26 protein-coding genes, 1 tRNA gene and 2 pseudogenes are annotated in these 26,772 nt (G+C 70.9%); 14 read left to right on the top strand and 15 right to left on the bottom strand.

Annotated features, from left to right (window positions below):
- Positions 1 to 50: 50 nt before the first annotated feature.
- A complete protein-coding gene (locus HZF19_RS03325) occupies positions 51 to 539 on the top strand; it encodes a hypothetical protein (RefSeq protein ID WP_208027327.1) in 489 nt (162 codons plus the stop codon).
- Positions 540 to 549: 10 nt separating this feature from the next.
- Here HZF19_RS03325 and HZF19_RS17365 read toward each other — a convergent pair whose 3' ends face one another.
- From HZF19_RS17365 to HZF19_RS03350, 6 genes and pseudogenes are all read right to left on the bottom strand, one after another.
- A complete protein-coding gene (locus HZF19_RS17365) occupies positions 550 to 1,218 on the bottom strand; it encodes an FAD-dependent oxidoreductase (RefSeq protein WP_372443429.1) in 669 nt (222 codons plus the stop codon).
- Positions 1,164 to 1,577: pseudogene (locus tag HZF19_RS17370) on the bottom strand (FAD-dependent oxidoreductase); the annotation flags it as partial. The gene HZF19_RS17365 and the pseudogene HZF19_RS17370, both read right to left, overlap by 55 nt.
- 17 nt (positions 1,578 to 1,594) lie before the next feature.
- On the bottom strand, positions 1,595 to 3,016 hold the full coding sequence (locus HZF19_RS03335) for a class II fumarate hydratase (protein WP_307781126.1): 1,422 nt from the start codon (positions 3,014 to 3,016) through the stop codon (positions 1,595 to 1,597).
- Positions 3,017 to 3,032: 16 nt separating this feature from the next.
- On the bottom strand, positions 3,033 to 4,667 hold the full coding sequence (locus HZF19_RS03340) for a fumarate hydratase (protein WP_208027329.1): 1,635 nt from the start codon (positions 4,665 to 4,667) through the stop codon (positions 3,033 to 3,035).
- Between the two features lie 59 nt (positions 4,668 to 4,726).
- Positions 4,727 to 6,379, bottom strand: a complete 1,653-nt coding sequence (locus tag HZF19_RS03345; RefSeq protein ID WP_208027330.1) for an ABC transporter substrate-binding protein — start codon at positions 6,377 to 6,379, stop codon at positions 4,727 to 4,729.
- Between the two features lie 54 nt (positions 6,380 to 6,433).
- Positions 6,434 to 7,195, bottom strand: a complete 762-nt coding sequence (locus HZF19_RS03350) for an SDR family NAD(P)-dependent oxidoreductase (RefSeq protein ID WP_372443430.1) — start codon at positions 7,193 to 7,195, stop codon at positions 6,434 to 6,436.
- 59 nt (positions 7,196 to 7,254) lie between these two features.
- Between HZF19_RS03350 and HZF19_RS03355 the strand changes: the two genes are divergently transcribed.
- A complete protein-coding gene (locus HZF19_RS03355) occupies positions 7,255 to 8,148 on the top strand; it encodes an LLM class flavin-dependent oxidoreductase (protein ID WP_208027331.1) in 894 nt (297 codons plus the stop codon).
- Between the two features lie 16 nt (positions 8,149 to 8,164).
- On the opposite strand, the gene HZF19_RS03360 is transcribed toward HZF19_RS03355, so the two are convergent.
- Positions 8,165 to 8,752, bottom strand: a complete 588-nt coding sequence (locus HZF19_RS03360; protein ID WP_208027332.1) for a TetR/AcrR family transcriptional regulator — start codon at positions 8,750 to 8,752, stop codon at positions 8,165 to 8,167.
- 129 nt (positions 8,753 to 8,881) lie between these two features.
- On the opposite strand from HZF19_RS03360, the gene HZF19_RS03365 reads away from it, so the two are divergent.
- The 6 genes and pseudogenes from HZF19_RS03365 (at position 8,882) to HZF19_RS03385 (ending at position 13,367) form a co-directional block, all read left to right on the top strand.
- Complete coding sequence (locus HZF19_RS03365) at positions 8,882 to 9,976, top strand: hypothetical protein (protein WP_208027333.1); 1,095 nt, start codon at positions 8,882 to 8,884, stop codon at positions 9,974 to 9,976.
- On the top strand, positions 9,973 to 11,337 hold the full coding sequence (locus HZF19_RS03370) for an LLM class flavin-dependent oxidoreductase (protein ID WP_208027334.1): 1,365 nt from the start codon (positions 9,973 to 9,975) through the stop codon (positions 11,335 to 11,337). Before HZF19_RS03365 ends, HZF19_RS03370 begins: the two co-directional genes overlap by 4 nt.
- Positions 11,338 to 11,518: 181 nt before the next feature.
- Positions 11,519 to 11,641: pseudogene (locus HZF19_RS17375) on the top strand (VOC family protein); the annotation flags it as partial.
- A 56-nt stretch (positions 11,642 to 11,697) separates the two neighbouring features.
- A complete protein-coding gene (locus HZF19_RS16210) occupies positions 11,698 to 11,850 on the top strand; it encodes a hypothetical protein (RefSeq protein WP_235979269.1) in 153 nt (50 codons plus the stop codon).
- A 132-nt stretch (positions 11,851 to 11,982) separates the two neighbouring features.
- Positions 11,983 to 12,861, top strand: a complete 879-nt coding sequence (locus HZF19_RS03380) for an LLM class F420-dependent oxidoreductase (protein WP_208027336.1) — start codon at positions 11,983 to 11,985, stop codon at positions 12,859 to 12,861.
- Positions 12,858 to 13,367, top strand: a complete 510-nt coding sequence (locus HZF19_RS03385) for a TIGR00725 family protein (RefSeq protein ID WP_208027337.1) — start codon at positions 12,858 to 12,860, stop codon at positions 13,365 to 13,367. Before HZF19_RS03380 ends, HZF19_RS03385 begins: the two co-directional genes overlap by 4 nt.
- Here HZF19_RS03385 and HZF19_RS03390 read toward each other — a convergent pair.
- The 5 genes from HZF19_RS03390 to HZF19_RS03410 all read right to left on the bottom strand — a co-directional run bounded on the left by HZF19_RS03390 (position 13,345) and on the right by HZF19_RS03410 (position 16,991).
- Positions 13,345 to 13,617, bottom strand: a complete 273-nt coding sequence (locus HZF19_RS03390) for a gas vesicle protein GvpG (RefSeq protein ID WP_208027338.1) — start codon at positions 13,615 to 13,617, stop codon at positions 13,345 to 13,347. The genes HZF19_RS03385 and HZF19_RS03390 overlap by 23 nt on opposite strands.
- 19 nt (positions 13,618 to 13,636) lie before the next feature.
- The gene (locus HZF19_RS03395) at positions 13,637 to 13,837 is read right to left on the bottom strand and encodes a cold-shock protein (RefSeq protein ID WP_208027339.1); all 201 of its coding nucleotides are present in this window, start codon (positions 13,835 to 13,837) and stop codon (positions 13,637 to 13,639) included.
- Positions 13,838 to 13,981: 144 nt separating this feature from the next.
- Positions 13,982 to 16,453: a spermidine synthase family protein gene (locus HZF19_RS03400; protein ID WP_208027340.1), complete on the bottom strand. Its 2,472-nt coding sequence runs from the start codon at positions 16,451 to 16,453 to the stop codon at positions 13,982 to 13,984.
- A gap of 118 nt (positions 16,454 to 16,571) precedes the next feature.
- Positions 16,572 to 16,659, bottom strand: a tRNA-Leu gene (locus HZF19_RS03405).
- Positions 16,623 to 16,991 carry a hypothetical protein gene (locus HZF19_RS03410; protein ID WP_208027341.1) on the bottom strand — a complete coding sequence of 123 codons (369 nt, stop codon included), beginning with the start codon at positions 16,989 to 16,991 and terminating at the stop codon, positions 16,623 to 16,625. Before HZF19_RS03410 ends, HZF19_RS03405 begins: the two co-directional genes overlap by 37 nt.
- A 51-nt stretch (positions 16,992 to 17,042) precedes the next feature.
- Here HZF19_RS03410 and HZF19_RS03415 point away from each other — a divergent pair, with 51 nt between their 5' ends.
- Genes HZF19_RS03415 through HZF19_RS03425 form a run of 3 tightly spaced genes read left to right on the top strand, consistent with a single transcriptional unit; the run spans position 17,043 to position 20,981 of the window.
- Positions 17,043 to 18,569: a hypothetical protein gene (locus HZF19_RS03415; RefSeq protein WP_208027342.1), complete on the top strand. Its 1,527-nt coding sequence runs from the start codon at positions 17,043 to 17,045 to the stop codon at positions 18,567 to 18,569.
- Complete coding sequence (locus HZF19_RS03420; RefSeq protein WP_208027343.1) at positions 18,566 to 19,999, top strand: bifunctional glycosyltransferase/class I SAM-dependent methyltransferase; 1,434 nt, start codon at positions 18,566 to 18,568, stop codon at positions 19,997 to 19,999. Before HZF19_RS03415 ends, HZF19_RS03420 begins: the two co-directional genes overlap by 4 nt.
- 43 nt (positions 20,000 to 20,042) lie before the next feature.
- Complete coding sequence (locus HZF19_RS03425; RefSeq protein ID WP_208027344.1) at positions 20,043 to 20,981, top strand: PD-(D/E)XK nuclease family protein; 939 nt, start codon at positions 20,043 to 20,045, stop codon at positions 20,979 to 20,981.
- On the opposite strand, the gene HZF19_RS03430 is transcribed toward HZF19_RS03425, so the two are convergent.
- Positions 20,982 to 22,259 carry an MFS transporter gene (locus HZF19_RS03430; RefSeq protein ID WP_208027345.1) on the bottom strand — a complete coding sequence of 426 codons (1,278 nt, stop codon included), beginning with the start codon at positions 22,257 to 22,259 and terminating at the stop codon, positions 20,982 to 20,984.
- A gap of 39 nt (positions 22,260 to 22,298) precedes the next feature.
- On the opposite strand from HZF19_RS03430, the gene HZF19_RS03435 reads away from it, so the two are divergent.
- From HZF19_RS03435 to HZF19_RS03445, 3 genes are read left to right on the top strand one after another with little or no spacing between them, the layout of a single operon-like run.
- Entirely contained in the window at positions 22,299 to 23,288 is a 990-nt protein-coding gene (locus HZF19_RS03435) for a lysophospholipid acyltransferase family protein (protein WP_208027346.1), read from the top strand.
- Complete coding sequence (locus HZF19_RS03440) at positions 23,285 to 24,334, top strand: NAD-dependent epimerase/dehydratase family protein (RefSeq protein ID WP_208027347.1); 1,050 nt, start codon at positions 23,285 to 23,287, stop codon at positions 24,332 to 24,334. Before HZF19_RS03435 ends, HZF19_RS03440 begins: the two co-directional genes overlap by 4 nt.
- 3 nt (positions 24,335 to 24,337) lie before the next feature.
- Complete coding sequence (locus HZF19_RS03445) at positions 24,338 to 25,096, top strand: enoyl-CoA hydratase (protein ID WP_208027348.1); 759 nt, start codon at positions 24,338 to 24,340, stop codon at positions 25,094 to 25,096.
- Here HZF19_RS03445 and HZF19_RS03450 read toward each other — a convergent pair.
- Positions 25,077 to 25,667 (bottom strand): GNAT family N-acetyltransferase, encoded by a 591-nt coding sequence (locus HZF19_RS03450; protein ID WP_208027349.1) that lies wholly within the window; start codon positions 25,665 to 25,667, stop codon positions 25,077 to 25,079. The two genes, HZF19_RS03445 and HZF19_RS03450, sit on opposite strands and share 20 nt — an antisense overlap.
- Entirely contained in the window at positions 25,664 to 26,761 is a 1,098-nt protein-coding gene (locus tag HZF19_RS03455; RefSeq protein ID WP_208027350.1) for a pyridoxal-phosphate-dependent aminotransferase family protein, read from the bottom strand. The genes HZF19_RS03450 and HZF19_RS03455 overlap by 4 nt, the downstream gene beginning before the upstream one ends.
- Positions 26,762 to 26,772: the final 11 nt, after the last annotated feature.

Raw genomic sequence — 26,772 nt, forward strand, 5'->3', positions numbered from 1 at the left:
GACGCTAGCCGAGTGGTCGGCGTGGGGCGCGAACGCTACGTTCTTCCGCCGTGCCCATCGACGTTCCGCCGGACACCCCGCTCAAGCGGCTCGGAGGAGACAGCCGGCCGCTGGAGGAGTGGACCACCACCTTCCACCTGGCCCTCGTGGTGCTCGACCCTTACACCTACGAGAGCGCCTGGCTGCTGGACACGGCCGGGCGGATCCTGCGGAACTTCGCCGAGGCCGACTGCCGCACGGCCTTCGTCGTGACCTGCGACGACGACGACGCGTCGGCGTTCCTCGGCCCGTGGGGCAGGGAGTTCCTGGTGTTCACCGACCCCGACCGGTTGGCGGTCAAGAACATCGGGCTCGAACGCCTGCCGGCCTTCGTGCACATCAACCAGGCCAACCAGATCGAGGCGAAGGCCGAGGGCTGGCACCCTGACGAGTGGCGGGCGGTGGCCGAGAACCTGGCCGAGCGCATGAGCTGGCGCCGCCCGACGATCCCGGAGGCGGGCGATCCGGCGCCCTACGCGGGCACGCCGGCGCTGGGCTGACGGTACAGCGTCACGGTCGCACGTCGAGGATCGCGCCGGAGGCCACCAGCTCGTCGCGCAACGCCGTGATGTCGACGGTGGAGACGTCGACCGCGGTGAGCATCGCCGCCGCACCGGCGTCGCCCGCGGTCAGCATCGCGGCCGTCGCGCCGGTCGCCTCCCCCGAGGCGAAGCACGGGGCCATCACCCGGCACGAAGCCAGCGCGTGGTGGTCGGCGGAGAGGCACCGGCCGGCAACAAGCAGGTTGGAGGGGCCGGCGGACGGCACCAGCGACCGGTACGGGAGCTGGTAGGCCACGCCGTCGGGCAGGAACCGGTACTCGGTGCCGTGTACGGACACGTGGTACTCCTGCGCCCAGGCCGCCGCGAGCACCGCGTCGGGGAACCGAGCCCCACCCATGACCTCGTCGCCGGTGAGGGTGTGCTGCCCGAGCACATGGCGGGTCTCGCGCACCCCCTGCTGGGTGGCGGTGTCCGAGAGGAACGCGCCCGCGAAGCCCGGCACGTGAGCCTGCACGAAGGCGGCTGCTTCCTCCGCCCGGCGCCGGCCTTCCAGCTCCCCCCAGGTGGGATCGAACAGGCGGCCATGCCGCCGGACATGGCCGCCTCGATGTCCGCGTGCTGCAGGAAGAACTGCATGGAGCCGAACTGCCGCTGCCCGGGGCCTCCCATCTCCCAGGGCACACCGGAGGCCACGGCGACGTCGGCGTCGCCGGTGGCATCGACGAAGACCCGCCCCGCGATCGCCCGGGGGCCCTGCTTGGACGCCACCACCACCGCCTCCAGCGCGCCGGTGCCGGGGGCGTGCACCACCTCCGAGACCAGCGCGTGCAGCAGCAGGGTGATGCGCTCCGACCCCGGTCCTTCGGTGACCAGGTGGTCGGCGAGGCGCTTCGCCGCCCAGGGCACGTACAGCAGCACCGCGGTGTCCTTGAACGGGTACGGCCCCAGCCCGGCCCCCCGGGCGACCAGCTCGCCGGCGAACTCCCGGGCCAGGCCGCCAGTGACGTGCTCGAACCGACCCGGCGCCTCGCGCACGTACAGCCCGCGCCATGTCAGATGATCCCCCCTCTGGTCATGGCCATGACATCGAGCGCCCGGTCGAGCTCCTCGTCGGTCATCAAGCCTCGCTCACGCACGATCTCCCGGATGCTGCGTCCCGTGCGCACCGACTCCTTGATGACCTCCGCGGCCCGCTCGTAGCCGATGTAGGGGTTGAGCGCGGTGCCGATGGAGGGTGAGGCCTCCGCGTACTGCCGGAGCCGATCGCCGTTGGCACGGATGCCCTCGATGCAGCGCTTGGCGAACAGCTCGCTCACGTTGGCGAGCAGGCGGATCGACTCGATCAGGTTGCGGGCCATCATCGGCATGTAGACGTTCAGCTCGAAGTTGCCCTGCGAACCGGCGAACGCCACCGCGGCGTCGTTGCCGATCACCTGCACGGCCACCTGGGTCACCGCCTCGGGGATCACCGGGTTGACCTTGCCCGGCATGATCGACGAGCCGGGCTGCAGATCGGGAAGGAAGATCTCCGCCAGCCCGGCACGCGGGCCGCTGCCCATCCAGCGCAGGTCGTTGGCGATCTTGATCAGCGCGACCGCCAGGGTGCGCATCTCGCCTGACATCTCCACCAGCGGGTCGCGGGATCCCTGGGCGGCGAAGTGGTTGCGGGCCTCGGTCAGCGGAAGGGCGAGACGCTCGGCCAACGCGGCGATGACCTTGGGGGCGAACTGCTTCGGCGAGTTGATGCCGGTGCCCACCGCGGTGCCACCCAGGGGCAGCTCACCGCAGCGCGGCAACGCCTCCTGCAGCCGCACGATCGACGCGTGCACCTGCGCGGCGTACCCACCGAACTCCTGGCCCAGCGTGACCGGGGTGGCGTCCATGAGATGGGTCCGCCCGGCCTTGACCACGTCGCGGAACTCCTTCTCCTTCCGTCGCAGCGCGAAGTAGAGGACCTCCAGTGCGGGCACCAGGTCGCGCAGCACCCCCTCGACCACCGCGATGTGGATCGCGCTGGGGAACACGTCGTTGGAGGATTGCGAGGCGTTGACATGGTCGTTCGGGTGGACCGCCCTGGGCTCGCCGAGCCGCTCCGAGGCCAGGTTCGCCAGCACCTCGTTCATGTTCATGTTGGAGGAGGTTCCTGATCCGGTCTGGAACACGTCGACCGGGAACTGGTCGTCCCAGAACCCCTCCGCCACCTCCTCGGCGGCGTCGAAGATCGCCCGGCCGATCCGGCGGTCGACCTGGGGGACGGACTTCAGCGACGCGTTGACCAGCGCGGCCTGCCCCTTCACCAGCGCGAGAGCGCGTATCAGCCGGGGCTCGAGCCGCTGGCCGGAGATCGGGAAGTTCTCCACCGCCCGCTGGGTCTGGGCGCCCCACCTGGCCTCGGCGGGCACCCGGACCTCCCCCATCGAGTCGTGCTCGACGCGGTGCGGCAGCTCTGCAGGGAGGTGTTCGGACTCGCTCACCCCCCGATTCTCGCAGTCAGCGGCGCAAGGTGACGGGCCGGGAGACCTCCGCGAAGAAGTCGTTGCCCTTGTCGTCGACCACCACGAACGCCGGGAAGTCCTCCACCTCGATCATCCACACCGCCTCCATGCCGAGCTCGGGGTACTCGAGGACCTCGACCTTGCGGATGCAGTCCTGGGCCAGGCGCGCTGCCGGGCCGCCGATGGAGCCCAGGTAGAACCCACCATGGCGCTTGCACGCCTCGGTCACCTGGTTGGAGCGGTTGCCCTTGGCCACCATCACGTGGCTGCCACCGGCGGCCATGAACTCGTCGACGTAGGCATCCATCCGGCCCGCGGTGGTGGGGCCGAACGATCCCGATGCGTACCCCTCCGGGGTCTTCGCCGGCCCGGCGTAGTAGACGGGGTGATCCCGCAGGTAGTCGGGCAACGGCTCACCCGAGTCGAGGCGTTCCTTGATCTTCGAGTGGGCGATGTCGCGGGCCACCACCATCGGGCCGGTGAGCATCACCCGGGTCTTGACCGGCAGCTTCGACAGCTCGGCCCGGATCTCATCCATCGGCCGGGTCAGGTCGATGCGCACCACCTCCCCGGACAGCTCGTCCTCGTCGACCTCGGGCAGGTACGCGGCGGGGTCGGTCTCGAGCTGCTCGAGGAACACGCCCTCGGCGGTGATCTTGCCCAGCGCCTGCCGGTCCGCCGAGCACGACACCGCCAGCGCCACCGGGCAGGACGCGCCGTGACGGGGAAGCCGGACGACCCGCACGTCGTGGCAGAAGTATTTGCCACCGAACTGCGCGCCGATGCCGAAGCTCTGGGTGAGCGCGAGCACCTGGGCTTCGAGCTCGAGATCGCGGAACGCCCGACCCTGCTCGTTGCCCGTGGTGGGCAGGGTGTCCAGGTACCGGGCGGAGGCCAACTTGGCGGTCTCGAGCGCCATCTCCGCCGACGTCCCACCGACCACGACCGCCAGGTGGTACGGAGGGCAGGCCGCAGTACCCAGGGCGCGCAGCTTCTCGTCCAGGAACGACATGAGCCGCGAGGGGCTGAGCAGCGCCTTGGTCTCCTGGAACAGCAGGCTCTTGTTGGCCGAACCCCCACCCTTGGCCATGAACAGGAACTTGTAGGTGTCACCGTCGACCGCGGCGATCTTGATCTCCGCGGGGAGGTTGGTCTTCGTGTTGACCTCCTCCCACATGTTCAACGGGGCCATCTGTGAGTACCGGAGGTTCGCGTCCCGGTAGGTCTCGTAGACACCTCGGGCGATGGCCGCCTCGTCACCGCCCCCGGTGAGCACGAACTGCCCCTTGCGGGCCTTCACGATGGCCGTGCCCGTGTCCTGGCACATGGGCAGTACGCCTCCCGCCGAGATGCACGCGTTCTTGAGCAGGTCCAAGGCCACGAACCGGTCATTGCCGGATGCCTCGGGGTCCTCGAGGATCGCGACGAGCTGCGCCAGGTGTCCGGGGCGGAGGTAGTGCGCGATGTCCCACATCGCCTCCCGGGTCAGCCGGGTGAGCACGGACGGCTCGACCCGCACGAAGCGGTGACCCTCCACCTCGACCTCCGACACCCCCTCGGTGGTGATCAGCCGGTACGGGGTGGGGTCAGGGCCGAGCTGGAACAGCTCCTCGTACGCGAACTCGCTCATGGCGCCAGCGTCCCACACGGTCCGCCCGGCAGAGCAAACGGCGCGCTCCCGTGCAGGTCCTACTCGGTGTCGCGCGCCTCGCGATCCAGCCACACCTGGGTGAGCGACACCGTCCCCTGCTCCATGCCCAGGCCGGGTGAACCCCGCGGGGTGGTCCGCTGCGTCAGGTCCCGCACGTCGGGGCCGGCCACCAGGCCCTGCGGCAGGCGCACCAGGAAGAGGTAGGCAGCGCCGGTGACCACGTCGTTCTGGATGGCCCGGTAGGCGTCCACCTGCCGGGCCAGCTCGGTGGTGGCTCGTGCGCTGTCGAACGAGCCGTCGATCCCCGGTGACCCGAGGCGGGCCAGGTTCGGACCCGGCGCACCCACCGGGGTCAGCTCCGACAGGTGCAGCTGTGGGTACCACAGGTCCGGGTGCCAGGATCCGAACAGCGGCAGGACGGCCGCGTCGAACCCTCCGACGGCGGCGGCCTGCCGCACCTCGGCGAGGGGCACGACCCGGAAGCGAGCGCTGATGCCCGCATCACGCAGCTGCTGGCCCCACCGGGTGGTGAACCGGCGGATCACCGGGTCGTCGGGCACCAGTACCTCGAACGTCAGCGACGTCCCGTAGCGGTCGGTGAAGCGCTCCAGCTCGGTCTCGGTGGCCGCCAGGCTGTGGGGCAGGACCGGCGGGTCGTTGTACCACAGAGAGGTGTCGACCACCGGCCCCCTCGCCCACTTGACGAAGCCTCGGTCCCCGTCGCCGACGATCTCGGCTCGATCCGTGGCGTAGCCCAGCGCCTGGCGGGCGCTGAAGTCGCTGAAGGGCATCCGGCCGGCGTTCAGCACCACGGTGAGCTTCGGGGCCTCGCCTTCGAGGTCGGCGAGGACCTGCGTCCGGCGCGCGGCACGGCGCGCCGATGCGAGTGCCAGCAGCACCGGATCGTCGACGAGGGCGACATCCACCTTGCCCTCCTCCACCGCCCGGACCCGAGCGGCACCCTCGGGGAACACCCGCACAACGATCTCGTCGAGGCGGGGTAGACCGTCCCTCCAGTAGGTGGGGCTCTTGCCGAGCACGAACGACCCGTCCGTGCCCCGGGCGCGCACCCGGAACGGACCGCTGCCCACGGGCCGGGCCCCACCGTCGACCGCCATCAGGCTCGCCGGCGACGCGACGAAGCCCACCTGGGTGGTCAGCACGTGAGGGAACGTGGACCACGGAGCGCGGAGCCGCACGTTGACGGTCCGCGGTCCGGTGACGAACACCGCTCGCACCGGTCGCAGCAGCGCTTCCGCCGCCGGACTGGTCCGCTGCGCCTCGAGGTTGGCCCGCAGCGCTTCGGCATCCAGCGGTGTGCCGTCGTGGAAGACGAGATCCGCTCGCAGGGTGATGGCCCACTCGGTGAAGTCCACGTTGGGGGTGAAGGACTCGGCCAGTGCCGGCTCGAGCTGGTAGGTGTCGCTGTAGTCGGCCAACCGGTCGAACACCGCCCGGCCCACCTGCAGGGCGCTCGAATCCCACGGACCCGCCGTGGGGCGCAGGTCGCCGGGGTCGCTCTCGACGGCCATCACCAGCCGACCGCCGTTCCGGGGGCCGCTCGCCGCGGGCTGCTCGGCCTGCTCGGGCGGGTTGGTCTGTGGTTCGGGTGGGTCGGCACAGGCGACGCCGACCACCACCAGGGCGGCGAGCACGACCATCGACAGGTGCATCCGGCGCGCCATCGACATGGAGGCAGGAGCCTAGCGAGCGGTGTTCAGCGCCGGTCTTCGCCCGGGCCCCGATCAGCGGGCCGTCCACCCGCCGTCGACCACCAGCACCTGGCCGGTCACGTAGGAGGACGCCTCGCTGGCGAGATACAGGAGTGCCCCGTCCAGCTCGTGCTCCGCGCCGCCACGGGCCATCGGCGCGTTGCGACGGAGGTACGCCATCGACGCGTCGTCAGTGAACATCTCGGCCGTCATCTCGCTCAGGAACCATCCCGGCGCGATGGCGTTCACCCGTACCCCTCGCCGCGCCCACTGCACGGCGAGCTCCCGGGTCAGGTTCACCACCGCGCCCTTCGAGGCCGCGTAGCTCGCCTGCTTGATGGGTGCGGAAGCGACGAGGCCGAGGATGGACGTGATGTTGACGATCGAGCCGTGACCCTGCTCGATCATCTGCCGGCCGGCGAGCTGGCTGAGGGCGAACACCGCGGTGACGTTCACGTCCATGACCTGCGCGAACTGCTCGACCGGTTCGTCCTCCGCCGGCACCGGCGCGCCGATCCCCGCGTTGTTCACGAGCACGTCGACCCGCCCGAAGGTCTCGATGGTGCATGCCATCAACCGTTCGCGGTCAGCCGGACGGCTGACGTCCGTCGGCACCGCGACCGCCCCCCGGAGCTCGGCCGCGAGATCCTCGATGCGGGCGCGGCGCCGAGCCGCGAGCACGACCGACGCGCCAGCAGCGTGGAGCACCCGCGCGAACCGGGCGCCGAGACCGCTCGACGCCCCGGTCACGACGGCCACACGCCCGTCGAGCCGGAACAGCTCGTCGACCCGCACCTCGGCCATGGCCGGGCAGCCTAGGACGGGCGCGACCGCAGCCGGTACGGTCGCCGGTGATGAAGGTGCGCATCGGCTTCGGCCTTGGCACCCGGACCGTGGCGAACGACGCCGAGCGGTTCGGGCTGGTGGTGGACGAGCTGGAGCGCCTCGGGTTCGACTCGCTGTGGCTGAGCGAGCGGATCTCCGGCGAGGGTCCCGACCCGATCGCCGGGCTGGCGTTCGCCGCGGGCCGCAGCACCAGGCTGAAGCTGGGCACGAGTGTCCTGGTGGTGCCCGGGCGCAACCCCGTGGTGCTGGCCAAGGAGCTGGCCAGCTTGGATCGCCTCTCCGGCGGTCGGCTGCTGCCGGCGTTCGGGCTCGGGGTGGCGGAGCCGACCGAGCAGGCCGCCTTCGGGGTCCGCCGGGAGGAGCGGGCCCGGCGCTTCGACGAGGCGCTACCGCTCCTGCGCCGGCTGTGGACCGAGGAGGTCGTCAACCACGACGGCGTGTTCTATCCGTGCGAGGGGGTGTCGGTCCGCCCCCGACCGATCCAGGACCCGATCGACCTTTGGATGGGAGGCATCGCTCCGTCAGAGCTGCGGCGGGTCGGCCGCCTCGGCGACGGGTGGCTGCCGTCGTTCTGCACCGTGGAGGAGGTGCAGGCCGGCATCGCCGCCATCACCGAGCACGCCGCGGCCCATGGCCGGGCCGTCGACCCCGAGCACTTCGGGGCGCTCGTCGCCTATCGCCGCGGCCCGCTGCCCGAGCTCGTGGCCCGTTTCGTGCGCCAGCGGCGACCCGGGGCGAACCCCGAGGAGCTGATCCCCGAGCGCGCCGAGCTGCCCGAGCACCTCGAGCGGTTCGTGCAGATCGGGGCGTCCAAGTTCGTCGTGCTGCCCGTCGTGGAGCCCGCCGACTGGCACGACGAGCTGGGCTGGCTGGCCGAACGGCTGCTGCCCCTCCAGAGCTGACCGGCACCCTCGCCGGCTACCGGACCATCGCCCCGTACATCGCCACGAGGCCGGCGGTGGCCCGGCGGAGGAACTCACCGTCGTAGGCCTCGTCGCCGTGATCGAGCCAGGCCAGCACGCTGTCGTAGAGGTAGGCGACGATGGTGTGGGTGATCCAACCGCGCAGGGCGGGGTCGCGGATCGTGTTGCCGATCAGCTCGTCGGCAGCCTGCACCGCCTGCTCGCGCAGCTCGGCCGCCACACTCGCGAACCGCGGCTCGCGTGCGGCGTGCACCACCAGGAGCCGGAAGCCGTCGGGGTCCTCGCGGGCCACGGTGAGCAGGGCCCGGGTGGTGAACCCCTCCGGGTCGGCGGCCTGCACCCCGGCCAGGAACTCCTCCCGCAGCCGATCGCTCACCCGATCGAGCACCGCCCGGTACAGCTCCTCCTTCGAGGCGAAGTGCCGGTAGACGATGATGCGGCTCACCCCCGCCTCGGCGGCCACGTCATCCATCGAGGTGTCGGCGAAGCCCCCTCTGGCGAAGGCCGTCGCCGCCGCCCGCAGGATCGACGCCTGACGCTCGGGCTTCGGGAGGAGTTGACGGGCCTGGCCTCGGTCGCCCATGTCACACAGCTTCCATCTTGCCCGGTGTATACAGACGAGTATACAGTTGAGGTACCGGGACGATCCCCGGTCGCGCCGGCTGGCATTGCCGCTGGCGCCCGATGCCGATGGCCCAGGGGGGAGCGAACCATGACCACGGCACAGGTGGAGTACACGGAGTCCGAGCTCCTGCTCTCGCATGACTACGCGGAGCCGCTCGTCGCCGGTGGGGTTCGCTGCCACGGCGGCTTCGACGACGAGGGCCGGTACGTCTCACCCCGTACCCGCCTCCGAGGGCCGGCCATCGAGGCCTGGGAGCACCAGCGCGCGGAGCAGTTCGGCACCCCGGTGCTCGACGTGCCGATCGACTCGTGGCCCGAGCACTTCCCCAACGTCGAGCAGTCGAAGCTGCTGATCCGGCGGGGGGCGCCCGAGCCGATCATCGCCACCCTCACCCGCATCGGCACCGTCGAGGGATTCGGCGGGATGCTGCGGCTGGTGCCGGTACCCGACATGCGACCACTGTTCGAGGAGGACATCAGCGGCACCGCGATCGCTCACCTCGACCGCGGTCTCATCGAGGCCCACGCCCGCGACGAAGCCGGCTTCGAGGAGGAGGCCGGCCACGACGTGATGTGGTTCGTGGCCCGCGACATCGCCTTCGAGAACCCGGTCACCGCCGACGAGACCGAGCTCATGCTCGAGCGGATGGGCATCAGGGGCGGCCCCGGCAAGCCGGCGCCGCTGGTCGACGTCGCCCGGGTGCTCCCCGAGGAGATCGACCCCACGCTCGAGTTCCTGGTCGGTCGGATGATCAACCTGCTGTTCATCGAGATCGCGGCGTTCCACACCTTCCGCTGGGCGGAGAGCGTGCTCGCCGACACCGACCTGGTGGCCGGGGACGGCGAAGCAGCACGGCTGGTGTCCTACATCCGAGCCGACGAGACGCCCCACGTGTCGTACCTGCGCACCGCCCTCTCGGAGATGCGTGACCGCACCTGGATCGGCCAGCGGGGCAACCGCTACGCGGGCGAGGAGATGATCGGGTTGCTGTGGGACAAGGCACTCCAGGACTCCCTGCTGCTGCGGCGTGCCGACAACCTGCGAATCACCATGAACGAGATCGAGCACGCCCTCGCCGGCCGTCCCGACGCGGCGGACCTGCTCGACGAGATGCTCTCACTGGGGACGGTACGGCGGCTGCCCGACGGCACGGTGATCGACATCGAGGAGCCGGTCGCGTGAAGTTCGGCCTGTTCTACGAGCACCAGCTACCCCGACCCTGGGCGGAGGACGCCGAGCGCCAGCTCATCCAGGACGCTCTCGACCAAGTCGAGCTCGCGGACCGGGTGGGCTTCGACTACGTCTGGGAGGTCGAGCACCACTTCCTGGAGGAGTACTCGCACTCGAGCGCCCCGGAGGTCTTCCTCGCCGCGGCCAGCCAGCGCACGTCGCGGATCCGCTTGGGGCACGGCATCATCCAGACCGCGCCTTACTACAACCACCCCGCCCGCACCGCCGAGCGGGTGGCCACCTTGGACCTGGTTTCCAACGGACGGGTCGACTTCGGCTCCGGCGAGTCGTCGTCGGAAGCCGAGCTGGGCGGGTTCGGCATCGCCTATGACGAGAAGCGCGACCAGTGGCTCGAAGGCCTCGAGGTCGCCATCCGCTGCATGACCGAGATGCCGTTCGCCGGGGTGGAGGGCAGGTACGTCTCGATGCCGCCGCGCAACGTGGTCCCCAAGCCGGTACAGAAGCCACATCCCCCGCTCTGGCTGGCGTGCTCCCGGCGAGACACGATCCTGCTCGCCGCCGAGAAGGGGATGGGTGCGCTGGCCTTCGCCTTCATCGACCCTGAGGACGCCAAGCACTGGGTGAGCGACTACGAGGCCACGCTGGCCGAACGCTGCGTGCCCGTCGGGCTGACCGTCAACCCGGCCATCGCGTGCGTCACCCCGATGATGTGCCATCCCGACGAGGAGACCGCCATCGCCCGAGGGCTCGAGGGCGGCAACTTCTTCGGCTACTCCCTCGCCCACTTCTACGTCTTCGGCGAACACGTCCCGGGCAGGACCAACGTGTGGGAGGAGTTCCAGGAGCGGCGCCACGCGCACGGCTACTCCCCCGAAGCGGCGCTGGCCCAGAAACAGGAGACGCTCGGGGCCAAGGTGGCGGCAGGCGACACCACCGGTCTGCGGGGGGCGGTCGGGACCCCCGATCAGATCCGCGACTTCCTCCGCCGGTACGAGGAAGCCGGCGTGGACCAGGTGATCTTCGTGCTGCAGGCGGGTCGCAACCGCCACGAGCACATCATGGAGAGCATCGAGCTGTTCGGGCGGGACGTCCTCCCCGAGTTCGCCGAGCGCGACGAGCGGCTCAGCGCCGAGAAGGCCGCACGCCTCGCCCCGATCATCGACGCAGCCCTGGCCCGCCGGCCCGCCCCGCCGCCCCCGATGCCCGACGACTACGTCATGAAGGCCATTCCCAAGCGGATGGTCGACGAGGCGCAGTTCGACGCGGGCAAGGAGTGGATGGAAGACCTCGCCAACAAGCAGGCCGTCGGCGAGCAGGACGAGACCTTCGTCCGGGGGATCCTCGGCGGCTGACCGGAGCCGCACCCCTCCCGCCGGAGTGGATCTCGCCGTGAGGGCGTAGGGCTTCACGGCGCTCGAACGATCGGACGGGTGGTGAGCGCCACCGGACCGCATCAGCCACGGTGCCATTGCTTCCGCCTGTTGGTGCCGGGGCCGACCGCCTGCCCCACGCCCGCCCGGCGAACTCCCCGGGATGGGCGTGCGAGCGCCCGCGAGCCTCGGAAGCACCGCCGTCACGCTGGAGGTGACCGTCGCCGATCTCGACGGGCTGTACGCCCGGGCGGTGGCAGCCGGCGCCACTGGTCTGGCCGAACCAGCCGATCCGCGCGACGGGAGCCGGCGGGCCACTCTCGCCGATCGGTTCGGTCATCGGTGGATCCTCTCGCAGCCCGCCGCCCCGACGGCCGCAGCGTGGTGCACAGCCAGCTCCGCTGGCCGGAAGGAGGGGTGGTCCAGGTCGGCACCTACGACCCCGACAACGTGTACAGCCTCCGCCCGGGGGAGCCCGGGGAGCAGTCCCTGTAGGTGATCACCGCCGACCCGGACTCGGTCTGGCAGCGGTGCGCCGGTGCCGGTCTCGAGGTGATCCGCCCGCCCGCTCGCTGCACACCGCGGCCGCCGGGCGGCCGGTGCAGCCCGACGGCCTACGCTGCACCCATGAAGTTCGGGGTGATGTTCGCCAACACCGGGCCCTTCGCCACGCCTGAGGGTGCGGCGGCCATCGCGCAAGCCGCGGAGCAGGCCGGGTTCGACTCGATCTGGACCGTCGAGCACGTCGTCGTACCGGTCGGCTACCAATCCGAGTACCCCTACGACAAGAGCGGCCGGATGCCCGGCGGTGAGCACACCGACATCCCGGACCCGCTCGTGTGGCTGGCGTACGTGGCCGCCCACACCACCACCTTGAAGCTCGGCACGGGGATCGTGATCGCCAACCAGCGCAACCCGCTCGTGCTGGCCAAGGAGGTGGCCACCCTCGACGTGCTCTCGGGTGGGCGGCTGCTGTTCGGCGTCGGGGTGGGCTGGCTGCGAGAGGAGTTCGACGCACTGGGCGTGCCCTTCGAGGGGCGCGGCAAGCGACTCGACGAGTGCATCGAGGTCATGCGGGCCCTGTGGAGCCAGGACGAAGCGAGCTTCGAGGGGGAGCTCACCTCGTTCCGCCGCGCCGTGTCTCGACCCAAGCCGGTCGCCGGGACGGTTCCGGTCATCGTCGGCGGCCACTCGAATGCCGCCGCTCGGCGTGCCGGCCGCCTCGGCGACGGCTTCTTCCCCGGCAAGGGCTCGAACGAACGCCTGCGGGAGCTGTTCGGCATCATGCGCGACGCGGCGCTGGAAGCCGGCCGTGATCCCGAGGCCATCGAGCTGACCACGGGCGGCGCGGCCGCGTTCGCCCCGGATCCGGTGGCGGCGCTGCGCGAGCTCGAGGAAGACCTGGGTGTGCACCGGGTGGTGATCCCGCCGCTGGCCTTCGACCCGGAGGAGGTGGGCCCCGCCCTGGCCAGGTTCGGCGACGACGTGATCGCCAAGGTGGCGTGAGCGCCAGCGGCGGGCACGAGCCGCTCTACGTCTCGGTCATCGGCGGCTCCGATGCCGACCAGCCCACCATGGCCGCCGCGCAGGAGGTGGGGCGGCTGCTCGCCGAGCACGGCGCGGTGGTGGTCACCGGGGGGCGCAGCGGGGTGGCGGAGGCCGCGTCGAAGGGTGCGGTGCTCGCCGGCGGGGTGGCCGTCGGCATCCTTCCCGGGCCGGACCGAGCCGAGGCCAACCCCTGGGTGTCCGTCGCGGTGTGCACCGGCATGGGCGAGACCCGCAACGCGCTCGTGGTCATGAACGGCGACGCGGTCATCGCCCTCGACGGGGGGTTCGGTACCCTGTCGGAGATCGGCCACGCGCTGGTCGCCGGCCGGACCGTCGTCGGGCTGGGGGCGTGGGAGCTGCGCCGTGGAGGGACGGCTGAAGGCTCGATCGTGCGGGCCGCGAGCCCGGCGGCAGCGGTGGAGGCCGCGCTGGGGGCGGCGTTCAGGAGACGTCGAGGCGGCTGAGCAGTTCCGCTCGCTGCTCCTCGAAGTCCTCGAAGGTCACCCGGCCGTCGTCGTAGGCGGTGTGCAGCGCGGCCAGCGCATCGAGCACCGCCTGCTGGTCACCGGCGACCGGGGTCGCCGGTGACACACCAGACTGCTCGGCGGAGGCCGCGCCGCTGCGGTCCTGGCGCCGCTCGCGCTTGGCGGCGGCCCGGGCCTTCTTGTTCTTGTCGCGTTCGCGCTTCTCGAAGCTGCTGCGACGGGTCGCCACCAGGGCGTCCAGACCCGGGTCAGACGACCCGGACGTTGCGGGCTTCCTCGCCCTTGCGGCCGGGGCCGACCTCGAACTCGACGGTCTGCCCCTGCTCGAGGGTCCGGTACCCCTGCCCCTCGATGTTCGAGTAGTGGACGAAGACGTCGTCGCCCTGCTCGCGGGAGATGAAGCCGTAGCCCTTCTCCGCGTTGAAGAACTTGACGGTGCCAGTGGCCATGATGCTGATCTGCTCCTTGCAAACGCCTGTATGAACTCGAGCAGATCGGTACTGACCTCCTCGCTGCGGGGCAGTCTAGGACCGAACGGGGCGGGTGCCGTGCACCGGAGGGAGAAACCTTCCCACCAGCCCGACCGCACCCGATCAGGCAGCGGCCTCTGCCGCTCCCGTGAGCGCTCGAAGCGACGCCAAGGCCCCCACGTACACCACGAAGGCCAGCACGAGCACCAGGTCGAACCCGAACATCATCCCCAGGATCGTGGTGAGCACCGCGCCGGCCACGGATGCGAAGCCGTTCACCGCCCAGCCCCACGCCACGTACTCACGCGGGTGGTCGGTCATGCCCGCCACTGCTCGTAGACCGAGGGGCATGAACATGCCGAGGCACAAGCCGAGCGGGGCGAGCAGTGCCAGCGCCACCAGCACCCGGCCGACCAACGGCCAACCCAGCAACGCGTCGGTGATCGCCGGCAGACCGACCAGGTAGAACGCGGTGAGCACGCCGAGGGCGACGAGCAGCGGCACGATCATCCGCTGCGCCCGACCCGCCACCCGCTCACTGAGCAAGGCCCCGACGCCGGTCGACAGCAGGATCGACGCCAGCGTGACCGTGAGCGAGTAGGTGGGGAAGCCGAGGAAGAGCACCAGCCGCTGGATGAGCGAGACCTCGAAGAACATGAACCCCATGCCGAGCGCGAGGAAGTACACGGCCGAGGTGGCCTTGCGAGGCAGGGTGGACCAGATCCGCCGCACGGTGACGAACGGCAGCAGGAGGAACACCGCCCCGAGCACCACCGCTATCGCGAGCAGCAGCAGCAGCACCCGCTCACCGACCGAGTCCTCCGTGTCGTAGGGGTTGATGGGATCGCCGAAGTGCTTCAACACCGTCGAGAACGGCGTGAAGTGCCAGAAGAACGGCCCGTTGTCGGTGATGGGGCGCATGTCGTACGGGTAGCTCGCGTACCAAGCCTCGAGCTCGGCGGGACTCGCGGTGGCCACGATCGTGGCCGTCTCGCCCTCGACGGGATGGCCCGGCGCGTACCGCAGCACCGCACCCGGCACCGCGTCCATGGACGCGAGGATGTCGGCGACCTCCTGGTCACTGAACGGCTCCCGCTTCACGAGGATGGTGGAGAGGGCGCCCGGGCCCTCCGTCGGCGAGGTGATGACGAGGAGGTGCCGGCCGGGATCGTCGACACCGCTGTTCTCGAGCGCTCGCCGGGCCGTGCTCACGTACCGGGTGGTGCGGTTCGGCTTGGCCTCGAAGTTGATCTCGCCGAACTGCGCCGCCACGACGCCATCCGGCGTGAGGTGCGCGAGCGACTCCTCGATGGTCTCGGTGGTGTACAGGTAGCTCTCGGACAGCACGAACGCGCCCGAGGAGGCGGCGTTGGTGGCGGCGTAGCTGTCGGGGGCCGGGTACCAGATGAGGTCGTAGTCACCCGAGGATCGCTTGAGGAAGGACCGACCGTCGCCGTTGACGTAGTTGACCTTCGGGTTCTCCGCCAGGTGGCCGCTGTAGTCCGCGAACTCGTCGGTGACCAGCGAGTAGGTGACGGGGTTGAGCTCGATGGCGTCGATCTGCTCGGCCCCGAAGTGCAGCGAGGCCAGGACCTCGTTGCCTCCGGCGGCCCCGATGATCATGACGTTGTCACGGGTGGTGCCACTGGTCGCGAAGGGGAACCGCCGGGGGTCGCGGTCGAAGCGACCGAGCGTGGACGGGTCGCCGTCCCAGCGGTGGACCGCCGAGCCGAGCATGCCGTCGTGCAGCAGGAGACGGGCGTCGGGGCTGACCTCGTAGGCGTCGACCCGGAAGATCGCGCCCCACCGGCTGAACAGGTCCGACTCGTAGTGGTGGGCCTTGGTGGAATCCGCACGCACCTTCGGCACCAGCGACGGCGCCAGCACACCGAGCGCGAACACCCCCGACAGCGTCATGCCGGCCATCCGCAGTGCCAGCCCCCGCCGCCACGCGAGGCGCAGCCCGGTGAGCGAGAGGATCAACCCGGCAAGCAGGATGGTGGTGACCGGCCCGATCCACAACAGCAGGAACACCACCGACGCGCAGGCCAGGCCCGCGCCGAGGAGGTCCGCGAAGTACAACCGACCGACGTCGCTCGCTCGGCGGCCGAAGAGGGTGGAGATCATCACCCCGATGGCCACGAACGAGGCGAACAGCGCGAGGCAGATCACGATCAGCAGTGCGAGGTTGCCGACGGAGGCGCGGGTGCCGTAGTCCCAGATGATGAGGCTGTCGATGGGAGTGCGGGCCACCACGACGAAGCCCACGAGCACGCTCAGCCCGGCGACCAGGAGCCCACCGGTCATCACGGTGTCGGTGGGGGTTCGCCGCAGGCGGCGAGAGATGGCGACGATGACCCCGCCGGTGCCGAGACCGAGCAGCGAGAGCCCGATCACGAGGAACGTGTAGTAGTAGTAGAGCTTGAACGAGACGATGCGGGTGTAGCTCACCTCGAGCAGCAGCGAGGCGAAGCACATGAGCAGGATCTCGGCGTAGTAGCGCCGGCCGCCCCGGCTCTCGTCGTCTTCGGGGAAGTCGTCCAGGTCGTCCTCGACATGCGTCGAGCGGTCCGGGGCGTCGATGGTCTCGGTCATGGGGGAGGGCGCAGCTCTCTGGTGTGGCCGTCCCCGGCGCGCAGGGCCCGGGGCAGGGAACCCACCGAGCCTAACCTCGGCCTCGTGCCCGCCTGGACCCGCCGAAGCCTCACCGCCGTGGTGCCCGGGGTGGGAGTCGAACCCACACGGTGGTAGCCACCTGGCGGGTTTAAGCCGCCTGCGTCTGCCGATTTCGCCACCCGGGCCCGATGGCCACCGTAGCCCCGGCGGGATCGGCGAGATCGGGGCAGCGCTCGACCGCTCCCCACAGCACGGTGCGGCACCGGTCGGCATCGGCACCCGACAACCTGTTGGCGACCACGACCCCCTCGATCATGTCAGCCAGGACGGCGAGCCACGGCCGACCCCTGACGCGCACCGACACCGTCGCCGCGCCGCCGGGCCGTCGGCACAACGAGCGCTCGACCCCCGGCAGCCGGGGAGGGCTGCGGAAACCCGGCACCATCAGACCATCGGCGCGGGCCGCGTGCCCGAGCACCCGGGCGGCAGCGGCGAACCGGAGGCTGGTGGCTTCCATCTCCACCATCTTGCCGATGCCCACTGACAGTCAGTACCCTCGACCGCCGGCGTGGTCTCCCCCAGCGATCCCGGCTCCACCGGGAGCTCCGACGAGCAGCCCACGAGGCTCCCCGCCGTCAGCCGGCTGCGCACCCTCGCCGCCCACCCTGCTGCCCCGTTCGTGGTCATCGCCGCCCTCTGGGCTGCGCTGCGCATCGCGGCGGCCTGGGGCGTGCAGCCCATGACCTTCCCCGACTCCGCCACCTACCGGGCCGCCGAGCCCCCTGAGCCGTACCCGGTGCTCAGCTTCACCGGTGGCGCTCCCCGGTCGTGGGTCGTGCCGGCGTTCTACGCGCTGTTCCCGAGCGACCAAGCCAGGGTGGCGGCCCAGGTGGTGGTGTCCATCGGGGCGTGGCTGGTGCTGGCCTGGGTACTGGCCGGCGCGATGCGATCCCCGATCGGCCGGTACGGGGCGTTCGGGGCCGTGCTCCTGCTGGGCAGCACCCCCCAGGTCGCGGGCTGGGACCAGGCCATCCTGTCGGAGTCCCTGACGCTGTCGATCGTGGCGGTGGCCGTCGCCGCGTGGATCCGGGTCGCCACCCGACCGGCGCTCGTGCCGGCGATCCTGGCCCTCGCCGCCAGCACGCTGTGGGTCATCAGCCGGCCGTTCCAGTACACCGTGGCCCTCGGGCTCGCTGCGGTCTGCGGGCTGTGGGCCCTGCGGCGCGACCACCGGCGACTCAAGCTCGGCCTGGTCGCAGGCCTGCTGGTGGTGGCAGGATGGTCGGCGCTCGTCTCGCCTCGGATCAACGACGCCTACCGGGCCCGCGACGGCTACGGCGTCTCGTACTTCCAGGAAGCGTTCGGCCAGAACTTCTACAAGCGCTACCTGGGTGACCCCGAGGCCGAGTCGTGGTTCGCCGAACGGGGCATGCCCGACTGGGAGGGCATGAGCGCCCCTAGCTCGTACACGGGCACCACGATCGACGACTACTGGGCATGGCAGGAGTTCTTCGCCGAGCTGCGCCAGCGGCCGGACTGGCTCGACTGGCTCGAGCACCGGGGGCAGGGCGAGATCATCCGCTACACCCTCACCCATCCGACGCGGGTGCTCGGGCAATACCTCGACCAAGCGCCGGTGATGCTGGCCTCGCCGTGGAACCCCGTCTACGGCGAGGAGCTCGACGTCCTGCCCGGACCCTTCGATCGGCTGTGGTTCCGGGGCTCCACCTCGTCGGTCCTGCGAACCGACGTCACCGCCTGGGTGCTGGCCACCGCCGTGCTGGCACTGGTCGCCCTCGCCCGCCGGGCCCGCCCCTCCTGGCCGCTGGTGGCCACCGGGGCGGTCATCGTGGTCGCCAGCGGCGCGTTCCTGTTCCAGGTGTGGTTGGCCTCGGCCTACGAGATCGCCCGCCATGCGGTGCCGGCCACGCACCTGCTGCGGATCGGCCTGCTGGTCATCGCCGCCGCCCTGCTCGACGCGCTCCTGGTGCGCGACCGGGGTCCAGGCCAGGCCTCGAGCGTCGAGGATCGGCGATCATCCCGCCGGGATCTACCATCGGTGGCGCCGGGCGGCAGGATGGAGCCTTCACCATGACCAAGAAGATCGGCATCCTCGTCGTCGCGTACAACGCGGCGTCCACCCTCCACGAAGTCCTCGATCGGATCCCGGCGGACTTCGCCCGAAGGGTCGAGCACGTGCTGGTCTGCGACGACGCCAGCCAGGACGCCACCTACCTCGTCGGGCTCGGCTACCAGACCCTCACCGACCTCCCGCTGACCGTGATCCGCCATGCTCGCAACCTGGGCTACGGCGGCAACCAGAAGGCCGGCTACCGCTGGGCCATCGACCACGGGCTCGACATCGTGGTGCTGCTCCATGGCGACGGCCAGTACGCGCCGGAGATGCTCCCCGAGATGGTGGCGCCTCTGGAGGCGGACGAGTGCGACGCCGTTTTCGGCTCTCGCATGATGGTCAAAGGCGCCGCCAGGCGGGGTGGTATGCCGCTCTACAAATACGTGGGCAACCGGATCCTCACCAGGGTCGAGAACGCCCTCGTGGGCACGGAGCTCAGCGAATGGCACAGCGGCTACCGGGCCTACAGCGTGGGCGCGCTGCGGGACATCCCCTTCGAGCGGAACTCGGACGGCTTCGACTTCGACACCGAGATCATCATCCAGCTCCACGAGGCCGGGAAGTCGATCCGAGAGATCCCGATCCCCACCTACTACGGCGACGAGATCTGCCACGTCAACGGCCTCGGTTACGCCCGGGATGTCACGGTCGACGCGCTGCGCTACCGGCTACACCGCATGGGGTTCGGCACCGGCGAGTCGGCGTTCGCGCACACCGACTACGAGATGAAGCCGGGTCCCGGCTCCTCGCACGATCGGATCCTGTCCTGGATGGCGAACCGGCCACCCGCCAGGGTGCTGGACCTCGGCTGCGCCGCCGGCCACCTGGCGGAGGCGCTGCGCCTGGCGGGCCACCAGGTGATCGGCGTGGACGTCGAGAAGTGCGAGGGCGTCGGTGAGCGCCTCGACGAGTTCCACCAGGCCGACCTGGCCGGGGGCATCCCTCCCGAGGTGGGTGACGGCTTCGACGTGGTCATCGCCGCCGACGTCCTCGAGCACCTGCCGGAGCCCAAGCGCCTCCTCACCCAGATCCGGGACCTGCTCAGCCCTCGTGGGGTGCTCATCGCCAGCGTGCCCAACTTCGGGCACTGGTACCCGCGCCTGCGCGTGCTGTCGGGGCGATTCGACTACGACCGCCGCGGCATCCTCGACCGCGGCCACCTGCGGTTCTTCACCCGGGCGAGCTTCGAACGGCTCGTAACGGGATGCGGCTACCGGATCCGGCGCCGTACCGCCACCGGCATCCCTTTCGAGGTCACCGCGCGGGGCAGCTCGGACGGCCGGACGTCCGGCGCGGGGGGCGGTGCGCTCCCGACGCTGGACCGGGCCGCGGTGGCGTTGTGGCCGACGCTGTTCGGCTACCAGTTCGTCTACGAGCTGGAACCAGCCTGACCGGTGGCGGCGGGTGTCCCCGCTCCTGCGTACGCTCGAACGCGTGGCGGCCGACGACCCCGACCTGAACCCCGCCCAGCGGGAGGTGTTGGCCCTGCTGGGCGCGACGCGGGCCGAGCGGCCGGTGTTCGAGTCGTCGCTGGCAGCCGAGCTACTGCAGGCCCTCGTCGACGAGCTGGCCCCGGTCGCCGCCCTGGTGCCCGACGGTGACCCGCTGTTCGTCTCCAAGCACCACCTCACCCAGATCCACGCCTGTGAGGCGCATGCCCTGGCAGAGCGTGCCGAGCCGTTCGCCTGGTCGGTGCCCCGGGCCCGGGGCAAGGTGGCTCACAAGGCGATCGAACTCCTGCTCAACTGGCAGGGCAAGCCGAACCCGGCCGACCTGGTCGACGAGGCGATCGCCCGCCTCACCGAAGGGGTCGACGGGCTGGCCGGCTGGCTCCAGACCCGACCCGAAGCCGATGTCGCCGAGTTGCGGAGCGAGGCCTCCCAGCGGGTCACGACGTTCATGGAGTGCTTCCCGCCGCTCAAGTCTGACTGGTGCCCGGTCCTCGAGCCCCGATGGCGTGTGGAACTCGCCGATGGGCGGATCGTGCTCTCCGGGCAGGTCGACCTCACCCTCGGCCGACCTCGCGGCTCGCAGGCGAGCAAGGTGCTGGTCGATTTCAAGACCGGGGGCGCCCACCCCAGCCACGTCGACGACCTGCGCTTCTACGCCCTGCTCGACACGATCCGGCTCGGCGTCCCCCCTCGGCTGCTCGCCTCCTACTACCTCGACAGCGGTCGAGCGCACGTCGAGCCGGTCTCCACGGACGTGCTGCACGCAGCCGTCCGACGCACCGCTGACGGGGTACGGCGACTCGTGGAGCTTCTCCACGGGCACGCGGTAGCGAACCGCCAGCCCGGGTCACGGTGCCGGTGGTGCGCCGCGCTCGAGGAGTGTGCCGAAGGCCGGGCCCACCTCGACGAGGACCGCGGCTGATCAGGAATCCCGCCCCGCCTGCGGGGAGGCAGCAGCTTCGTCATCCATCCGCGCCACCCACCCGGTACCGGCGCGCAACCAGCCGCAGATCAGCAGGAACGCGATCCCGGCCGCCGCCACGGTGAGGCGCGGGCCGACCAGGTGGGCCAACGACCCCTGCACGAGTGCACCGACCGGCAACGAGGCAGTGAGCAACATGATGTAGAGGGCGAGCACCTTGCCCCGCATGTCCTCGTCCACCTGAACCTGGATGGTGGTGTTGAGGGTCGAGGCCAGCGCGAGATAGCCGCCGCCGGCCACGAGTAGCGCGAGCAACCCGAGCAGGTACACCGGAGCCAGCGCGAACGCAGTGATGGCGGTGCCGTAGACCACCACGGCGGCAGTCACCAGCACCGACCGGGCGATCCCCGAACCTGGCCCCGCGACGAGCGGTGCAGCCAGCACCGACCCCACCCCGAGCGAGGCGGCGAGCAGGCCGTAGGCGACACCGCCCACCCCGAAGACGTCGTCGGCGAACACGACGAGGAGCTGGAAGACGGGGCTGCCCAGCGCGCCGAGCGCGCTCACGATGACCAGGCAGGCCAGGATGCCCGGGCAGCCGCGGACGTACCGCAGGGTCCGGGCGAACTCGCGCCGCACACCGGCACCGCCGACCCGTTCGCGCCCGGGGCGGGGCACGTCGATGGCCAGGAGCGCCCCGATCACCGCCAGGAACGACGCCGCATTGGCGAGGAACGCCCATCCGGGTCCTGCGGTGCCCAGCACCAGGCCACCCAGCGCCGGGCCGAACGCCCGGGCGGCGTTGAACTGGGTGGAGTTGAGGGTCACCGCGTTGAGCAGCGCCTCCCTGGGGACCAGCTCGCTGACGAACGCCTGCCACGAGGGGATGTTGATGCCGCCGATCAGCCCGTTCAGCGCCACCAGCCCGACGATCACCCACACCTGGCGCACCCCCGCCGCCCACACGGCCGCCAGCACCGCTGCGGCCGCGGCCTGGGCGCTCTGGGTGACGAGCAGGACGCTGCGTCGATGGAAGCGATCGGCGATGGAGCCGCCGATCGGTCCCACCACCACGACGGGTAGGAACTGCACGAACCCCGCGAACCCCACCCAGAACGCCGATCCGGTGAGGTGGAACACCACGTACGGGACAGTGACGTTCTGGATCCAGCTCCCCGAGTTCGACAGGAGGGCTCCCACCCAGAACAGCGTGTAGTTGCGGTACCGGAACGCGGCGAGCGCCTCGCGCAGCCCCGGACGGGTCGGAGGGCCCGGCACCTGGTGAGCGTACCGCCGGGACTCCCCTACGATGAGGGGGTGGCGCCCGGCGAACCGATGAACGACGAACAGCGCATCGCCGCGGCCGAGCAGCGCCTGGAGGCCACCTTGGCGGAGACGCTCGAGACCTTGCAGGAGACGGCCGAGCTCGCCGGGGACGTGGGGAGAGTCGACCCGTCGAGCGGCAGCACGCTGGTCCCGGTCCCTGCGGCCGACCACGCCCGGGAGCGCCTCGAGGACCCCCGGCGCAGCGACGTCGACGAATGGGGCCGCTCCGAGCACATGCGGGAGCTGGCACGCAAGCTCTACGAGCCCGTCTACTCGAAGTGGTTCCGAGCAGAGTGGGAAGGCCTCGAGCACATCCCGACCGAGGGCGGCGCACTGCTCGTCGCCAACCACGCGGCGGCGATCCCGAGCGATGCGCCCGTGATCATGCACGGCATCGAGACCGAACTGGGCCGTCCCGTCTACGGCCTCGCCGACCACCTGTTCAAGAGCCTTCCAGTGATCGGGGTGTACTGGTCGCGGCTAGGTGGCGTGGTGGCCCATCCCGACAACGCCTACCGGCTCCTGCGGGAACAGCAGCAACTCGTTCTGGTCTTCCCCGAGGGCAGCAAAGGCCCGGCGAAGCACTACAGCCAGCGCTACCGCCTGCGGCGTTTCGGGCGCGGCGGCTTCGTCGAGATCGCGATGCGAGCCGGCGTTCCGGTGGTGCCGATCGCGGTGGTCGGAGCCGAGGAGTCGATGCCGATCGTCTGGAAGTCCGCCACGCTGGCCAAGGCGCTCGGCATCCCCTACTTCCCGATCACCGCCAACCAACTGCTCCTCGGGCCGCTGCTCGGTACCGTCGGCTACTTCCCCGCCAAGTTCCGGCTCCGGGTCCTACCGCCGGTGCACTTCGACGTTCCCCCCGACCAGGACCGCTACTCCCGCAGCCGGGTGATGGAGGAGAGCGAGCAGATCCGCGAGCTCATCCAGGCCGCGCTCTACGACATGCTCCGCAAGCGCCGATCGGTGTGGTTCGGATGAGCGGGCGGCGGGTGCTCATCACCGGGCTGGCCACCTTCTGGGGTGGGTTGGTCGCCAAACACCTGGAGGGCGACCCCTCCGTCGACGTGCTGATCGGACTCGACACCCGAGAGCCCTCGGTCGAACTCGAGCGCACCGAGTACGTGCGCACCGACGAGAACTACTCGATCCTGGCCCGCATCGTGCGAGCCGCCCGGATCGACACCATCGTGCACACCTTCCTCGTCGTGGACTCCACGCAGATGAGCCGGCGCACGATGCACGAGATCAACGTCATCGGCACGATGAACCTGTTCGCCGCCGCGTCGACCCCGGGGAGCACCGTGCGGGACGTGGTCGTGAAGTCCTCCGGCTGGGTGTACGGCACGGCCATCGAGGATCCCGTCTGGTTCACGGAGGAGACACCCCGCAGCCACCCGCCGCGCACCGCGATCGAGCAGAGTCTCGAGGCCGTCGAGGGCTACGTGAGGGACTTCGCCGAGGACAACCCACACGTCAACGTGACCCTCCTGCGGTTCTCGAACGTCCTCGGTCCCGACATCGAGACCCCGATCACCCGAGCCCTCGAGCTGCCGGTGGTTCCCTCGGTGTTCGGCTTCGACCCCCGCATCCAGTTCGTGCACGAGGACGACGTGATCCGCTCGATCCTGTTCGTGCTCGAGCGCCGCCTGCCCGGCATCTACAACGTCGCCGGTGACGGGCTGATCCCTTGGAGCGAGGTGGCCGCGATCTGCGGCAAGCGCACCTGCCCCCTCCCCCCCGTCGGCACCGAGCTGGCCACTTGGCCGCTGAGGCGCATCGGGGTGCCGCTGCCCGAGGAGCTGCTCGACCTGCTGCGCTACGGCCGAGGCATGGACAACCGGCGCCTCAAGCGGGCCGGCTTCGAGTACCTGTACACCTCGGCCGGAGCCGTGGAGGCCTTCGTGGAGGCGCTGCGGTTGCGCCAGACCGTCGGGGGCACCGAGCCCGCCTACCGCTACGAGCGCGACGTCGAGCAGTTCTTCCGCCACTCGCCGGCCATCGTGCGCGACACCGGAGTGGGCTGAGCGATGCCGGTGGTTCACCTACGTGTCGACGATGGCGTGGCGGTGGTCACCCTCGACGACCCCGAGCGGCGGAACGCGCTGTCGACCACGCTCGTCGGAGAGCTGGTGGCGACCCTCGACGCGCTGGACGCCTCCGAGGAGGTCGGGGCGGTGGTGGTGACCGGTGCGCCACCGGCGTTCTGTGCCGGCGCCGACCTGTCCGAGCTCGGGAGCTCTCGCGAGAGCGGCCTGCGGGGAATCTACGAGGGGTTCCTCCGGGTGGCCCGCATGACGGTGCCGACCATCGCCGCGGTGAACGGTCCCGCCGTCGGCGCAGGGATGAACCTGGCTCTGGCCTGCGACGTGCGCATCGCCGCCCGGTCGGCGCGCTTCGACACCCGGTTTTTGCAGCTCGGGGTCCATCCCGGCGGCGGGCACACCTGGATGCTCCGCCGCTTGGTTGGTGAGCAGGTCGCGACGGCGATGGTGCTGTGCGGCGAGGTCCTCGACGGCGACGGGGCGGCGCGACGCGGTCTTGCGTGGCGCTGCGTCGACGATGGCGAGCTCCTCGACGAAGCCGAGGCGCTGGCCGGCCGGGCTGCCGCCGTACCACGGGAGCTCGCCCGGCGCACCAAGCAGACCCTGCGCGACGTGGCAGGCATCGCCGACCACGACACGGCCGTCGAGCGTGAACTCGGCCCGCAGCTGTGGTCGATGGACCAGCCCGAGTTCGCCACCCGGCTCGCCGAGCTGACGCTGCGGATCAGTCGACCCACGCGCTGAGCAGCTCTTCGCGCCGCTCCGCCCACTCCTCGGCCGTCATGGCGTAGCGGACGTGGTCCTCCCACACCCCGTTGATCTCGAGGTAGCGCAGCGCGGTGCCCTCCTCTCGGATCGCCAGCTTCTCCACCACCCGCCGGCTGGCGGCGTTGCGAGGGATGATGGCGATCTGCACCCGGTGCAGGTGCAGCTCCTCGAACACGAAGCGCAGCAGCACCACCAGCGCCTCGGGCACGTAGCCGTTGCCGGCCCGCTTCTCGTCGATCCAGTAACCGATGTACGCGCTCTGGAACGGGCCCCGCTGCACCGACGAGAGGTTGATCTCCCCCGCCAGCTCGCCATCGACGAAGATCCCGAAGCCGTAGCCGGTGCCGAGCTGGCGCTCGCGCTGGCGAGCGCTGCAGCGCACGGCGAACGCCTCCCGATCCTCGACCACGTCGGGTTGGCCGGGCACCCGCGCCGGCTCCCACTTGGTGAGCCAGTCGACGTTGCGCCGCCGGACCTCCTGCCAGGAGGGGAAATCCGCGACGGTCAACGGCCGCAACAGGACCCTGCGCCCGAACAGCGTGGTCATCGGCCCAGCAGCTCCTCGAGTGCCCCGAGCAGGAGGGTGACGTTGCGCATGCTGGCGGTGTGGCCCATGCAACCGATCCGCCACACCTTCCCGGCGAACGGGCCGAGGCCACCACCGATCTCGATCCCGTAACGTTCCAGCAGGAGTCGCCGGGCCGCGGGCTCGTCGATGCCGGCCGGGAGCCGGTCGAGGGGCACCCACACGGCGGTGAGCTGGGGTAGGCGGTGGCCCTCCTGCGCGAAGAGCTCCAGCCCGAGCGCCTCCAGGCCCTCCTGCAACGCCTGGCCGCAGCTGCGGTGACGTGCCCAAGCCGCGTCCAGACCCTCATCGAGGAGCGCGCCGAGCGCAGCGTGCAGCGCGAAGACCATCGAGATGGGTGCCGTGTGGTGGTAGGCGCGAGCACCCTCGCCGCTGACGTAGCGGGCGATCATGTTCAGGTCCAGGTACCACGACCGCGGCCGGGCCAACAGCTGCTCGACCGCCCGGGGGGCGGCAGTGAACGGCGCCAACCCCGGCGGCGCGCCGAGGCACTTCTGGGTTCCGCTGTAGGCGATGTCCACCTGCCAGCCGTCGATCTCCACGGGGATCCCCCCGAGGGAGGTCACACAATCCACGACGAGGAGGGCATCCCCCTTCGCCGCACCCACGCAAGCCACGTCGTTGCGGACCCCGGTGGAGGTCTCGGCGTGCACCAGCGCGATCACCTTCGGTGACGGGTGGGCGTCCAGCAGCGCCTGGGGGTCGAGCGGCCGACCCCACGGCGCCTCGACCCGGACCACCTCCGCCCCGCAGCGCGCCGCCACGTCGCACATCCGCTCCCCGAACACCCCGTTCACCCCCACGACCACCACGTCGCCGGGTTCCACGACGTTGACGAATGCTGCTTCCATACCCGCGGACCCCGTCGCGCTGATCGGGAAGGTGAGCGGGTTCACGGTGCGGAACACCTGCCGGAGGCGGGCACCGGTCTCGTCCAGCAGCTCCAGGAACTCCGGGTCGAGGTGACCGAGCATCGGGCGTGCGAAGGCCTCGGCGACCTCCGGGTACGGGTTGCACGGGCCGGGCCCCATGAGGATGCGGTCGGAGCGCGCCATCGCGGGCGAGC

It is taken from the genome of Rhabdothermincola sediminis (genome assembly GCF_014805525.1).
GTDB lineage: Bacteria > Actinomycetota > Acidimicrobiia > Acidimicrobiales > Acidimicrobilacustridaceae > Rhabdothermincola > Rhabdothermincola sediminis.

Bases quoted from the DNA above. Each gene is read 5' to 3' on its own strand.
- HZF19_RS03340 (WP_208027329.1), bottom strand. From the start codon at position 4,667: ATGAGCGAGTTCGCGTACGAGGAGCTGTTCCAGCTCGGCCCTGACCCC.
- HZF19_RS03345 (WP_208027330.1), bottom strand. From the start codon at position 6,379: ATGTCGATGGCGCGCCGGATGCACCTGTCGATGGTCGTGCTCGCCGCC.
- HZF19_RS03355 (WP_208027331.1), top strand. From the start codon at position 7,255: ATGAAGGTGCGCATCGGCTTCGGCCTTGGCACCCGGACCGTGGCGAAC.
- HZF19_RS03360 (WP_208027332.1), bottom strand. From the start codon at position 8,752: ATGGGCGACCGAGGCCAGGCCCGTCAACTCCTCCCGAAGCCCGAGCGT.
- HZF19_RS03365 (WP_208027333.1), top strand. From the start codon at position 8,882: ATGACCACGGCACAGGTGGAGTACACGGAGTCCGAGCTCCTGCTCTCG.
- HZF19_RS03380 (WP_208027336.1), top strand. From the start codon at position 11,983: ATGAAGTTCGGGGTGATGTTCGCCAACACCGGGCCCTTCGCCACGCCT.
- HZF19_RS03395 (WP_208027339.1), bottom strand. From the start codon at position 13,837: ATGGCCACTGGCACCGTCAAGTTCTTCAACGCGGAGAAGGGCTACGGC.
- HZF19_RS03400 (WP_208027340.1), bottom strand. From the start codon at position 16,453: ATGACCGAGACCATCGACGCCCCGGACCGCTCGACGCATGTCGAGGAC.
- HZF19_RS03410 (WP_208027341.1), bottom strand. From the start codon at position 16,991: ATGGAAGCCACCAGCCTCCGGTTCGCCGCTGCCGCCCGGGTGCTCGGG.
- HZF19_RS03420 (WP_208027343.1), top strand. From the start codon at position 18,566: ATGACCAAGAAGATCGGCATCCTCGTCGTCGCGTACAACGCGGCGTCC.
- HZF19_RS03440 (WP_208027347.1), top strand. From the start codon at position 23,285: ATGAGCGGGCGGCGGGTGCTCATCACCGGGCTGGCCACCTTCTGGGGT.
- HZF19_RS03445 (WP_208027348.1), top strand. From the start codon at position 24,338: ATGCCGGTGGTTCACCTACGTGTCGACGATGGCGTGGCGGTGGTCACC.
- HZF19_RS03450 (WP_208027349.1), bottom strand. From the start codon at position 25,667: ATGACCACGCTGTTCGGGCGCAGGGTCCTGTTGCGGCCGTTGACCGTC.
- HZF19_RS03455 (WP_208027350.1), bottom strand. From the start codon at position 26,761: ATGGCGCGCTCCGACCGCATCCTCATGGGGCCCGGCCCGTGCAACCCG.